Here is a 12,346-nt window from a genome sequence, read left to right as displayed (position 1 = left end):
GAACCCGCCGTCAGTTCCGCGCGTAGAGACCGTCCGCGGTGGCGCCGCCCCTCAGCAGGGCGGCGCCCAGTGGGGTGAGGGTGTGCAGTACGGCATTGCCGTGGCGCAGGGTGACCACGAGCCCCGCCTCCCGCAGTACGCACGCGTGCTGGCTCGCGGAGGCGAGTGACACCCCTGTCCTGCGGGCCAGTTCACTGGTCGTGGAGCCGTGTTCGATGGCCCGCAGGACCGCCGAGCGGGTGTGCCCGACGAGCCGCCCGAGCGAGGGCCCCGGGCGCTCCGTGACGGCGGGCGCGTCGGAGTGCGTCACGGGGTAGACGAGGACGGGCGGCAGCGTCGGGTCCCGGTGGACGACGGGTGTGCCACGGCAGAAGAAGGACGGCTGGAGGAGCAGCCCCCGTCCGTCCAGGCGCAGTTCGCGCTCGACCGGATAGTCGGCCTCCAGCACCGGGGAGCGCCAGCGCAGCATCGGGGGCAGGGTGCCGAGCAGTTCGTCGGCGCCGCCGTCGAGCAGGGCCCGGCCGCGCAGCGCGCGGTCCGCCTCGGTCCTGGCCCGGATATGGGGCCAGTACGGCTCTATCGCGGCCCGGTGGTACGTACGCAGCGCCTCGACGAGCGCGCCGAGCCGGTCGGCCACGGCCCCATCGCCCCGGGCCACGGCCCCGCCTCCCTCGGCCCCGACCCCGCCGCCCCCGCCGCCTGTCCCGTCGCCTCCGACCCCGACCCCGACCCCGGCCCCGGCCCCGGTCCCGTCCCGGTCTCCGTCGTCGCCGAGTGCGGCCGGCAGTTCCACGGCGCGCTTTCTCGACGGGCTCCTCGACGGGCTCCTTCTCGACGCACGGCGCTCGGCCCTGGCACGCTCGACGGCGAGCAGGGCGAGCTCGGCGCGGACCCGCTCGGGCGGGGTGGCGCGCAGCGCCGCGAGGCCCGCCTCGAACCCGGCCCGCCCCTCGGCGGGCGTCAGGAAATCCGGGAAATAGCCGCGCCGTGGAACCAGCGCGGAGAGCAGTACCGTTTCACCTTTCAACCTGGCCCGCGTTTCCTTGCGCCATTCCCCGAAGACAAGAGGGCCCCGCCGATCCCTTATTCGATGAAAACTGAGAATGGTTTCCCAGAGCGGATCGGGACCGGCGGCCATCCGGACCCCGCCGAGGTCCTTCCCGGTGAAATGAATACGCAGCATCGAGTCCCCACCTGTTTGCATCCACAATCTCCCCCGGCACTGAGTATGCATGCCATCACAGCCGGTTACCACGGTGTTTCAGCCACAGTTGAAACGCATCGCGGACACCCCGTCCCAGCCGAAAAGCTGTACCGCGTCGGGCATGAAACCCGGACGGCCGAATAGGCGCGGCGAAGGCCGTGGGGGGCTTTGCGCGCCCGGCGGCGGTCGGTCGGGGTTGCGGCTCCATGTCCGGCTCTCGGAAAGGGAGCGCGGCCGGTGGGTGGGGATCCACCGGCCGCGCTCCGGCGCGCCGGAGGAGCCGCCCTCGGCACGTTATTCAATGTGCTTGGAGAAAGACGCGCCCGGGGCTGGGGAAAGAGGCGGAGAATCGACGAAGGGGCGGGCGCCTCCGCACGGGCACCCGCCCCTTCCTCGTGTTCCGGAGCCGCCCGCCGGGTCGGCGAGGGTCGGGATGAACCGGCGGACCGGCTCCGGGGTCTTCGGGGCCGTCGTACGGCAGCGGCGGCGGACGGACACGGCGGCTGCGGAACCACCGGGCGCCCCGCCCGGCACCGGGCACCCCGCCCTGCACCGAGCGCCCCGCCCGCCACCGAGCGCCCCCGCCAACGGCTGGCGCGGGCCGGCTGCTACCGCGCGCCGACGGCTACCGCGGGCCGGCGCCTACCGCGAGTCGCTGCCCGCCGACGCCGCCGCCGCGCGGCCCGCCTCCAGCCGCGCGACCGGGATACGGAACGGCGAGCAGGAGACATAGTCCAGGCCCACCTCGTGGAAGAAGTGCACCGACTCGGGGTCGCCGCCGTGCTCACCGCAGACGCCCAGCTTCAGCCCCGGCCGCGTGGCACGGCCCGCCTCCACCGCGCTCCGTACGAGCGCGCCCACCCCGTCCCGGTCGATCGTCTCGAACGGCGAGACCCCGAAGATGCCCTTCTCCAGATACGCCGTGAAGAAGCTCGCCTCCACGTCGTCGCGGGAGAAGCCCCAGACGGTCTGGGTGAGATCGTTCGTACCGAAGGAGAAGAACTCCGCGGCCTCCGCGATCTGACCAGCCGTCAGGGCCGCGCGCGGCAGCTCGATCATCGTGCCGAGCGCCAGCCTGAGTTCGACCCCGGTGGCGGCCTCCACCTCGGTGATGACCAGCTGGGCCTCGTCCCTGACGATCTCCAGCTCCTGGACCGTGCCGACGAGCGGGATCATGATCTCGGCCCGTGGGTCGCCCTTGGCGTTCTTGCGCTCGGCCGCGGCCTCCGCGATGGCCCGGACCTGCATGGCGAAGAGCCCCGGGATGACCAGACCGAGCCGTACCCCGCGCAGACCGAGCATCGGGTTCTGCTCATGGAGCTTGTGCACGGCCTGGAGGAGCCGCAGATCGTTCTCGTTGTGGTCCTTGCGGGCCTCGGCGAGCGCGACCCGTACCGACAGTTCGGTGATGTCGGGGAGGAACTCGTGCAGCGGCGGGTCGAGCAGCCGTACGGTCACGGGCAGTCCGTCCATCGCCTCGAAGAGCTCGATGAAGTCCTTCTTCTGGAGCGGCAGCAGGGCGCCCAGCGCCGTCTCACGCTCGTCGTCCGTGTCGGCGAGGATCAGCTTCTCGACCATCTCGCGGCGCTCGCCGAGGAACATGTGCTCCGTACGGCACAGTCCGATGCCCTGGGCGCCGAAGCGCCGGGCGCGCAGGGCGTCCTCGACGTTGTCGGCGTTGGCGCGCACCCGCAGTCTGCGGCGGCGGTCCGCGTACGCCATCATCCGGTGGACGGCCTCGACCAGTTCGTCGGCGTCGTCGGCGCCGGCGTGCATCCGGCCCTCGAAGTACTCGACGACGGGCGACGGGACGACGGGGACCTCGCCCCGGTAGACCTTGCCGGTGGAGCCGTCGATGGAGACGACGTCGCCCTCCTCGACGATGGTCCCGTTCACCGTCATCCGGCGGGCCTTGGTGTCGACCTCCAGCTCCTCGGCGCCGCAGACACAGGTCTTGCCCATGCCACGGGCGACGACGGCGGCGTGCGAGGTCTTGCCGCCGCGCGAGGTCAGGATGCCCTCGGCGGCGATCATGCCGTCCAGGTCGTCGGGGTTGGTCTCGCGGCGGATCAGGATGACCTTCTCACCGGACCTGGACCACTTGATGGCGGTGTACGAGTCGAAGACCGCCTTGCCGACGGCCGCGCCCGGCGAGGCGGCGATCCCGCGTCCGAGCAGCTCACGCTTGGCGTCCTCGTCGAAGCGCGGGAACATGAGCTGGGCGAGCTGGGCGCCGTTGACGCGCTGGAGCGCCTCGGCCTCACCGATCAGCCCCTGGTCGACGAGCTGGGTGGCAATGCGGAAGGCGGCGCCGGCGGTGCGCTTGCCGACCCGGGTCTGGAGCATCCACAACTGGCCGCGCTCGATGGTGAACTCGATGTCGCACAGATCGCGGTAGTGCGTCTCCAGCGTCTCCATGATGCTCATGAGCTGGTCGTACGACTTCTTGTCGATGGCCTCCAGTTCGGCGAGCGCCACGGTGTTGCGGATGCCCGCGACGACATCCTCGCCCTGGGCGTTCTGGAGGTAGTCGCCGTACACGCCCTGCTGGCCGCTGGCGGGGTCACGGGTGAAGGCGACGCCCGTACCGGAATCCGGGCCGAGGTTGCCGAAGACCATGGAGCAGATGGTGACGGCCGTGCCGAGGTCGCCGGGAATGCGTTCCTGGCGGCGGTAGAGCTTGGCACGGTCGGTGTTCCAGGACTCGAAGACCGAGCGGACCGCGAGATCCATCTGCTCGCGCGGGTCCTGCGGGAAGTCACGGCCCGCCTCCCGGGAGACGATCTTCTTGAACCGCTTGACCAGCTTCTTGAGGTCCTCGGCCGCCAGATCCACGTCCGTCGCCGCGCCCTTGGCGTGCTTGGCCTCCTCCAGCGCCTCCTCGAAGAGCGCGCCGTCGACACCGAGCACGGTCCTGCCGAACATCTGGATGAGCCTGCGGTACGAGTCCCAGGCGAAGCGTTCGTCACCGGCCTGCGCGGCGAGCCCGGCCACGGAGGCGTCGGAGAGACCGACGTTGAGGACGGTCTCCATCATGCCGGGCATGGAGAACTTGGCCCCGGAGCGTACGGAGACGAGCAGCGGATCGTCGTGCTGTCCGAGCTTCTTGGCCATCTTCCGTTCGAGGGCGTCGAGATGGGCACTCACCTCGTCACGCAGGGAAGCCGGTTCCGTACCGCTGTCGAGATAGATGTTGCACGCCTCGGTGGTGATGGTGAAGCCGGGAGGGACCGGCAGCCCGAGATTGGTCATCTCGGCGAGATTGGCACCCTTGCCACCGAGCAGGTCCTTCAGATCCTTGTTGCCCTCGGTGAAGTCATAGACGAATTTCTCGGCTGAGGCTGAGTGGGGATCATTGTTTTCCGACACGGGTCTCGACTCCTCGAGGACGCGGTGGCTGCCCTGACGGCGAGGAACATACCCAGATCGAAGGTGCCTGGGTACGTCCACTTGCCTGTCATACGGCCTTAACCACCCGTCCGCCACCAGATCGAAAGTGACCCGGCGCCAACCAGCCTCTCCCCGCGCCTTCACCCCTCGAAGCGGACATGACCTGCTCATGACGTGAACTGCTCATATGAGCATGGACATCGACGTCTGAGTTCAGAAGGTGAACGCGAAAGGGGTGGCACCCCGTGCCACCCCTTCCAGAGATGCAGCCACCCACATCGGGCTCATATGAGCCAGGCGCCGATCAAACGTGGCGAGAATCACCCTTGGAACAGTTCCGCGATTCCAGGATCCGGACGGTCTCCCGACCTGTTGACGGAGCCGTCACGGCAACCGCGCAGCACCCCGAGGTCGACCTCCTCCAGACTGCCGGCGAAGTACCGTCCGGCCGCCGGTTCCACCGGCAGCAGCGAGGGCACCACCAGCACCGCGCAGCCGGCCGCCTGGGCGGACGCGCTGCCGTCCGGCGAGTCCTCCACCGCGACACACTCCCCGGGCCCGAGGCCGAGCCGTTCGGCCGCCTCCCGGTAGGGATCGGGGTGCGGTTTGGTCCGTACGGTGTCGTCGGCCGAGAGCGTGAAGGCGAAGCCGAAACCGGCCAGCGAACCCGCGACCACCGAGTCCACCACGGCCCTCGGGGACGCGCTCACCAGGGCGAACGGCACCTCGGCGCGCTCCAGTTCGGCCAGCAGCCGGCGGGCGCCCGGCCGCAGCGGCACCCCCGCCTCCACCCGGCGGAAGAAGGAACCGGCCAGTTCGGCGGCGACCGTGTCCGCGCAGCCGCCGCCGCTGACCCGGACGAGATGGGCGGCGGTGTCGGCGACCGCCCTGCCGACGACCTCCGGCGCGTCCGCGTCGGTGAGCCGGTGGCCGAGACCGGCCGCGATCTCGTCGGCCGTCTCCCACCACAGCACCTCGGTGTCCACGAGCGTGCCGTCCATGTCGAAGAGCACCGCCTCGGGCTTACCCACCTCGGGCGTACCCACCTCGGGTGCGCTCACCTCAGGCGTACTCACCTCAGGCGTACTCACCTCGGGCGCGCTCACCTCAGGCGTACTCACGCGCCCTTGCCCGCGGCCGGTACCACGAGCACCGGGCGCCGCGCCGGCGCGACCGTCGCGCGTACGCCCGGCGTCAGCGCGCCGGCGTCCCGCGACGGTATGTCGGACTTGACCGAGCCGCCGCCGGGCAGATCGAGCAGCACCCGGGTGACCGAGCCGAAGAAGGACGCGGAGACGACCGTGGCCGTACCTGCGGGATCGGCGGTGGCGAGGATGTTCTCGGGCCGTATCAGCACCTCCACCTCGCGCTCCGCCGGGATCTCGCCGTCCACGGGCAGTTCGGCGCCCGCGACCTCGACCAGTCCGCCGTCGGTGAGCCGGCCGGGCAGCCGGTTCATCGCGCCGACGAACTCGGCGACGAACGGCGTGGCGGGCCGCTCGTACAGCTCGGCGGGCGGCGCGCACTGCTCCAGCCGGCCCGCGTTGAGCACCGCCACCCGGTCGGCCATGGAGAGCGCCTCCTCCTGGTCGTGGGTGACGAAGATGGTGGTGATGCCCAACGAGAGCTGGAGCCGCCGGATCTCCTCGCGCAGAGTGAGCCGTACCTTCGCGTCGAGCGCCGAGAGCGGCTCGTCGAGCAGCAGGACGCGCGGGCGCAGCGCCAGCGCGCGGGCCAGCGCGACACGCTGCTGCTGACCGCCGGACATCTGGTGCGGGAAGCGGTCGCCGTGCTGGGGCAGACCGACCAGATCGAGGAGTTCGGCGGCGCGCTCGCGCCGTTCGGCGGTGGACACCTTCCGTACCCGCAGCCCGAAGGCCACGTTGTCGCGGGCGTTGAGGTGCGGGAAGAGGCTGTACGACTGGAAGACCATGCCGGCGTCGCGCCGGTTGGCCGGCACCCGGGTGATGTCCTCGCCGTCCACCAGCACCTCGCCCGCGTCCGGCTGCTCGAAGCCGGCGAGAACCCGCAGCGCCGTGGTCTTGCCGCAGCCCGAGGGGCCGAGCAGGGCGAGCAGTTCTCCCGGTCTGGCCGTCAGGTCCAGTCCGTCGAGGGCGACGGTGGCGCCGAAGGCCCGGCGCAGACCGCGGAATTCGACCAGGGCGCCGGCGGCGGTGGCCTTCTCCGGCCGCTCCGCGGTCGCTGTGGAGGTGGATGACATGGGGGTCTACTCCTTGCCGGAGACGGAAGAGGCGGCGGTGGGTGCCGGGGCCGTGGCCCCGGAGGAGGCCGTGGAGGGGGCGGTGGCGGTGGGCGGAGCGGGAGTGGCGGCCGAGGAGGCACGCGTCCCCGCCCGCGAGAGGACCAGCAGCAGCGCCCAGGTGATCAGCAGGCTGAGCAGGGACACGGCCACCGACATCCGGGCCTCCGCGCCCGAGACGGTGACGATCCACACCGCGAAGGGCCGGAAGCCGAGCAGCGACGCGATGGTGAACTCGCCCAGGACCAGCGCCAGGGTGAGGAAGGAGGCACCGGCCAGGGACGAGCGCAGATTGGGCAGGATGACCCGCAGGATCACATACGGCCTGCTCGCCCCGCAGTTGCGCGCGGCCTCCACCAGGGTGGGTACGTCGATGGCGCGCAGCCCGGCGTCCAGCGAGCGGTAGACGAACGGCAGGGCGAGCACCGTGTAGGCGAGCACCAGCACCACGGGGAACGACTCGTTCTGCACCGCGAGGAACGTCTGGTAGAGCGGGGTACGGGAGAGATGGTCGGGTCCCCAGCGCAGCACCGTGGTCACCCCGGTGACCAGCGCGATCGGCGGTACCACCAGTGGCAGCATGCAGACGATCTCGACGAGCGGGGCGAGCTTCGGCGCACCGAGCCGTACGGCCACCAGGGCCGGCACGGTGAGCAGCAGCGCGAGGACGATGGTGGCCGCCGCGAGCCCGAGCGAGAGCAGCAGGCTCTGGGTGAAGCCCTCGGCGGAGAGGATCCCGGTGTACGCGTCGAAGGTGAGGCCCTGTCCGGGGATACGCACCGTGAAGACGAACGAGGACAGCAGCGGTACGAGGAAGTAGAGCCCGGCCAGGAAGAGCACGGCACCGCGCCAGACCCGGGGACGGCGCCGGGTGCGCGCGGCCCCGGCGTCCCGTGCCTTGCGGGGAGCGGCGGGCGCGGGGGCGGCCGGGGTGGCGGTGGGGGTCAGTGCAGCCATCGGGTGCTCCGTCGCTGGAGGGGCAGATAGACCGCCATGACCAGGCCGGCGATCACGATCATGTCGAGGCTCAGCGCGAGCGCCACATTCTCCTGACCGACCAGTACGTTGCCGGAGAGCGCGTCCGCGATCTTCAGGGTGACCAGCGGGACCGAGCCGCCGACCAGCGCGGCGGCGGTGGCGTGCGCGGCGAAGGCGCTGCCGAAGAGCAGCACGAACCCGCCGAGCAGCGAGGGCGCGAGGACCGGCAGTCCGACATGGCGCCAGAACTGCCAGGAGGTGGCCCCGGCGTTCTGCGCGGCCTCCCGCCACTGCGGGCGCAGACCGTCCAGCGCGGGAACGCTGACCAGCACCATCAGCGGCACCAGGAAGTAGAGATAGATGATGGTCAGTCCGGTGAAGGAGTACAGATTCCAGCCGAGGCCGTCGAGATGGCCGAGCTGGGTGACCACACCGGAGATACCGAGCGTGGCGACGAACGCGAACGCGAGCGGGATACCGCCGAAGTTGGCGAGCACTCCGGAGGCGGTGAGCACACCGTTGCGCAGCGCGGTACCGCGTGAGGTGACGACGGCCTGGGCGATCAGCATTCCGAGCACGGTGCCGATCACGGCGGTCAGCGCGGAGAGTTCGACGCTGCCGATCAGCGAGGTCAGATAGGGGCCCTGGAGCGAGCGCTGGAGGTGCTCGCCGGTCAGGGCGGTGGCGCCGGTGGCCGGATCGTCCCGGGTGACGGCCCCGTAGAGCAGGGCGCCGACCGGCAGACCGAAGCAGACTCCGGCGAAGACGAGCAGCGGGAGGGCGCCGAGCCAGACGCGTGGCGCCCGCCGCCGCCGACGGCTGCTGCCGTCGGCGGCGCCCGCCACGGGCGGGGTGGAGACGGTCGGGGTGGGGGCGGTCATCAGGAGACGGCCTTGTCCCAGTTCTCGGCGAGGGTGGCGTTGGCCTTGTCCAGTTCGGCGGACTCGGGGAAGGTCGGGGTGCCCTCGACCTCGGGCAGCTTGGCGACGAAGCTCTTGTCGGCCGTGCCGTCCGTGGTCATGGCGGGCAGCAGCACGGGACGCGCGTACCCCTTCAGCCAGAGGTTCTGGCCCTCGGCGCTGTAGAGGAACTCCATCCACAGGCGGGCGGCGGCCGGGTGCGGCGCGTCCTTGTTGATGGCCTGCGAGTAGTACTGCGCGTAGACGCCGTCGCTCGGGATGGCGACCTTCCAGTCCACGCCCTTGCCCTTGAACTGGTCGGCGTAACTGGCGTTGAGGTAGTCCCAGTCGATGGAGATGGGCGTCTCGCCCTTCTCGACCGTGGCCGGGGTGGACTCGACGGGGATGAAGTTGCCGTTCTTCTTCAGCTCACCGAAGAAGTCGATACCGGGCTGGATGTCGCCGAAGGAGCCCTTGTTGGCGAGGGACGCCGCGTAGACGCCGCCGAAGGCCGAACCGGACTTGGTGGGGTTGCCGTTGAGCGCCACCTTGCCCTTGTACTCGGGCTTGAGGAGATCGGCGAAGGTCTCGGGGCAGGTCTTGATACGGGAGGCGTCGCAGCCGATGGAGATATAGCCGCCGTAGTCGTTGAACCAGCGGCCGTCCTTCTCCTTCTGGGCGTCGGGGATCTTGTCCCAGGCCTCGACCTTGTACGGCGCGAAGAGGTTCTCGGCCGCGCCGCTGCGGGCGAAGGCGATACCGAGGTCGAGGACGTCGGGGGCGCGGTCCTGGCCCTTGCGGGACTTGACGGCGGCGATCTCGTCGGAGCTGGAACCGTCCGGGTTCTCGCTGTTGACCTTGATCTTGTACTTGGCCTCGAACGCCTTGATGACCTCGCCGTAGTTCGCCCAGTCCGGCGGAAGGGCGATCGCGTTGAGCTCGCCCTCCTTCTCGGCGGCGGCGACCAGGTCCTTCAGTCCGCCGAAGTCGGCGGCGGAGGTGGCGGCGGCGGAGTCGGCCGCCTTGGCGGATTCCTCGGGTGCCGCACCACAGGCGGTGAGCGCGGTGAGCGCGGCGGTGCTGAGCGCCAGGGCGGCTGCCAGCCGGCCGTTGGCGCGGACGCGGATTCGGGTCACGCGATGTCTCCCGGAGCGAAGAGAGGGTGTCACTTGTTCATACAAGCTGGCATCAGTTCGCCCGGTCCAGATGACCTCGAAGTGAACGGCCCATGGCCATGACAGCACGACCCGAGGAAGACCACCCCGAGCAACTAGCTGGTCAGCACAGCTTTTCAGGGAGGATTGATGATCAACGGGGCATCCTGGGGGCCGCACCCCCGGCGGGACATACGGTTAGAGTGAAGGCCAGGTCCGCGGTGGGTAGGCGCACCTGTGCACAGTTCCGTAATTCGATGGGGGGCAGGCGTGGGCAGTTCGCGGTATCTGGAGATCGCGGAGGCGCTGCGGCAGTCGATCCTGGGCGGTGAGTATCCGGTCGGCGCCCGGCTGCCCTCGGAGAGCGATCTCGCGGCCCGCTGGTCGGTCTCGCGCGGCACGGTGCGGCAGGCGGTGGGGCTGCTGGCGTCGGACGGTCTGATCGGCTCCCGGCAGGGGGCGCGGCGCGTCGTACTGCGCCAGGAGCGCCGTCACAGCTTCCAGCAGCTCAACAGCTTCGCGCAGTGGGCGCAGGCGATGGGGTGCGAGGTCTCCAGCCGCATCCTCAGCCGCAGGACACGGGCCGCCACGGCCGAGGAGGCCTCACGGCTCGGGGTCGCCCCGGGCAGCGAGGTGCTCTACGTCATACGGCTGCGACGGCTCGACGGGGAGCCGGTGATGGTCGAGCGGACCGCGTACACGGACTGGGTGGCACCGGTCGTGCGCGCGCTGCCCGAGGATGTCGTGTCGATCATGAACAGCATCGCGGAGAACGCGGACATCGTCGCCCACTACGGCGAGCATCTGATCGACGCCGTCGCGGCGGGCAGCGAGGACGCCCGGCTGCTCCATGTCCGCCGGGGCAGCCCGCTGCTGCGTCAGCGCCATCTCACGTACACGGCCGCGGGCCGTCCGATCGAGTGGACGGACGACCGCTACCGCGCGGGGAGCGTGGCCTTCAGCGTGAGCAACTCCGCGGCGGCGGCCCCTCTGGAACGCCACGCGGGCCCGGACGTCACACCGCAGTCACCCCGCCCGGCGGCATAGACGCGCCCCGCGCGAGCGCGCGCGCATGGGCACGCGCACGGTCCGGGGCGGCGGGGTCTCAGCCGCGGCGTGGGCGGCGGGGTCGGCGGCGGGCGTACCCAGCCGCGGCAGGGCGGCGTACTCGGACGCGACGCGGGCTGCGGCGTGCTCAGCCGCACTCGCTCAGCCGCGCTCAGCCGCGCTCAGCCGCCCGAGGTGTCCAGTTCGGCTTCGGCGTCGATGCCCGCGCAGTCGTACGGGTCCTTCAGCCAGCCGTCCGGCAGGACGACCCGGTTGTTGCCGGACGTACGCCCGCGCGGCCCGTCCGCGCCGTCGGGCCACGGCTGGTCGAGATCGAGCCCGGACAGCAGCGCGTCCAGCTCGGCCAGCGACGAGGTGACCGCCAGTTGCCTGCGGAGCTGCGAGCCGACCGAGAAGCCCTTCAGATACCAGGCCACATGCTTACGGAAGTCGATCACCCCACGGGCCTCGTCCCCGAGCCACTCCCCCAGCAGCTCCGCATGGCGCCGCATGACCGCGGCGACCTCCCGCAGCGCCGGGCGCGCGAAGGTGACATCACCGCCCGCCGACTCGGGGCCCGTACCCTCGAAGGCCGCGACCAGGTCACCGAAGAGCCAGGGCCGCCCCAGACAGCCACGCCCCACGACGACTCCGTCACAGCCGGTCTCGCGCATCATCCGCAGCGCGTCCTCCGCCGACCAGATGTCGCCGTTGCCGAGCACCGGGATCTCCGGGACATGCTCCTTGAGCCGGGCGATGGCGTCCCAGTCCGCCGTACCGCCGTAGTGCTGCGCGGCCGTCCTGCCGTGCAGCGCGATCGCCGTGACACCCTCCTCGACCGCGATCCGCCCGGCGTCGAGAAAGGTGAGGTGATCGTCGTCGATGCCCTTGCGCATCTTCATCGTGACGGGCAGCTCACCCGCGTTGGACACCGCCTCGTGCAGGATCGCGCGCAGCAGCGGGCGCTTGTACGGAAGGGCCGAACCCCCGCCCTTACGCGTCACCTTGGGCACCGGGCAGCCGAAGTTGAGATCGATGTGATCGGCCAGATCCTCGTCCACGATCATCCGGACCGCTTTGCCGACGGTCACCGGGTCCACCCCATAGAGCTGGATCGAGCGGGGGGTCTCGGTCGCGTCGAAACGGATGAGCTGCATGGTCTTCTCATTGCGCTCGACCAGCGCCCGCGTGGTGATCATCTCGCTCACGAACAGCCCCTTGCCCCCGCTGAATTCACGGCACAGCGTCCGGAACGGCGCGTTCGTGATCCCGGCCATGGGCGCGAGCACCACCGGCGGTCGCACGGTGTGCGGCCCGATGGCAAGGGGAGAGGCGGCGAGCGTGGCGAGTGAAGCGGTCATCCGGCCATTGTCGCGCATGACCTGTCACGCATGACCGAGTCATTAGTTAGTCG

At 70.8% G+C, this 12,346-nt stretch carries 9 protein-coding genes; 1 reads left to right on the top strand and 8 read right to left on the bottom strand.

What is annotated here, in order from left to right; genetic code table 11:
- Positions 1–10: 10 nt before the first annotated feature.
- The 7 genes from OG214_RS26845 to OG214_RS26815 all read right to left on the bottom strand — a co-directional run bounded on the left by OG214_RS26845 (position 11) and on the right by OG214_RS26815 (position 9,867).
- Complete coding sequence (locus OG214_RS26845; RefSeq protein ID WP_405987625.1) at positions 11–1,138, bottom strand: ArsR/SmtB family transcription factor; 1,128 nt, start codon at positions 1,136–1,138, stop codon at positions 11–13.
- Between the two features lie 708 nt (positions 1,139–1,846).
- The gene (ppdK, locus tag OG214_RS26840) at positions 1,847–4,573 is read right to left on the bottom strand and encodes a pyruvate, phosphate dikinase (RefSeq protein WP_405986186.1); all 2,727 of its coding nucleotides are present in this window, start codon (positions 4,571–4,573) and stop codon (positions 1,847–1,849) included.
- A gap of 341 nt (positions 4,574–4,914) precedes the next feature.
- On the bottom strand, positions 4,915–5,655 hold the full coding sequence (locus OG214_RS26835) for an HAD family hydrolase (protein WP_405986185.1): 741 nt from the start codon (positions 5,653–5,655) through the stop codon (positions 4,915–4,917).
- Between the two features lie 56 nt (positions 5,656–5,711).
- Entirely contained in the window at positions 5,712–6,815 is a 1,104-nt protein-coding gene (locus OG214_RS26830) for an ABC transporter ATP-binding protein (protein ID WP_405986184.1), read from the bottom strand.
- A gap of 6 nt (positions 6,816–6,821) precedes the next feature.
- The gene (locus OG214_RS26825; protein WP_405986183.1) at positions 6,822–7,811 is read right to left on the bottom strand and encodes an ABC transporter permease; all 990 of its coding nucleotides are present in this window, start codon (positions 7,809–7,811) and stop codon (positions 6,822–6,824) included.
- Complete coding sequence (locus tag OG214_RS26820) at positions 7,799–8,713, bottom strand: ABC transporter permease (protein WP_405986182.1); 915 nt, start codon at positions 8,711–8,713, stop codon at positions 7,799–7,801. The genes OG214_RS26825 and OG214_RS26820 overlap by 13 nt, the downstream gene beginning before the upstream one ends.
- The gene (locus OG214_RS26815) at positions 8,713–9,867 is read right to left on the bottom strand and encodes an ABC transporter substrate-binding protein (protein WP_405986181.1); all 1,155 of its coding nucleotides are present in this window, start codon (positions 9,865–9,867) and stop codon (positions 8,713–8,715) included. Before OG214_RS26815 ends, OG214_RS26820 begins: the two co-directional genes overlap by 1 nt.
- A gap of 288 nt (positions 9,868–10,155) precedes the next feature.
- On the opposite strand from OG214_RS26815, the gene OG214_RS26810 reads away from it, so the two are divergent.
- Positions 10,156–10,932, top strand: a complete 777-nt coding sequence (locus OG214_RS26810) for a GntR family transcriptional regulator (RefSeq protein WP_363084993.1) — start codon at positions 10,156–10,158, stop codon at positions 10,930–10,932.
- A 182-nt stretch (positions 10,933–11,114) separates the two neighbouring features.
- Here OG214_RS26810 and dusB read toward each other — a convergent pair whose 3' ends face one another.
- Positions 11,115–12,311: a tRNA dihydrouridine synthase DusB gene (gene dusB, locus OG214_RS26805; RefSeq protein WP_363084994.1), complete on the bottom strand. Its 1,197-nt coding sequence runs from the start codon at positions 12,309–12,311 to the stop codon at positions 11,115–11,117.
- Between the last annotated feature and the right edge of the window lie 35 nt (positions 12,312–12,346).

It is taken from the genome of Streptomyces sp. NBC_00872 (assembly GCF_045161915.1).
Taxonomy (GTDB): Bacteria; Actinomycetota; Actinomycetes; order Streptomycetales; family Streptomycetaceae; genus Streptomyces.
This window is presented reverse-complemented; position numbering and strand designations above follow the sequence as displayed.

Bases quoted from the DNA above. Each gene is read 5' to 3' on its own strand.
- OG214_RS26845 (WP_405987625.1), bottom strand. From the start codon at position 1,138: ATGGCCGCCGGTCCCGATCCGCTCTGGGAAACCATTCTCAGTTTTCAT.
- OG214_RS26830 (WP_405986184.1), bottom strand. From the start codon at position 6,815: ATGTCATCCACCTCCACAGCGACCGCGGAGCGGCCGGAGAAGGCCACC.
- OG214_RS26820 (WP_405986182.1), bottom strand. From the start codon at position 8,713: ATGACCGCCCCCACCCCGACCGTCTCCACCCCGCCCGTGGCGGGCGCC.
- dusB (WP_363084994.1), bottom strand. From the start codon at position 12,311: ATGCGCGACAATGGCCGGATGACCGCTTCACTCGCCACGCTCGCCGCC.
- OG214_RS26825 (WP_405986183.1), bottom strand. From the start codon at position 7,811: ATGGCTGCACTGACCCCCACCGCCACCCCGGCCGCCCCCGCGCCCGCC.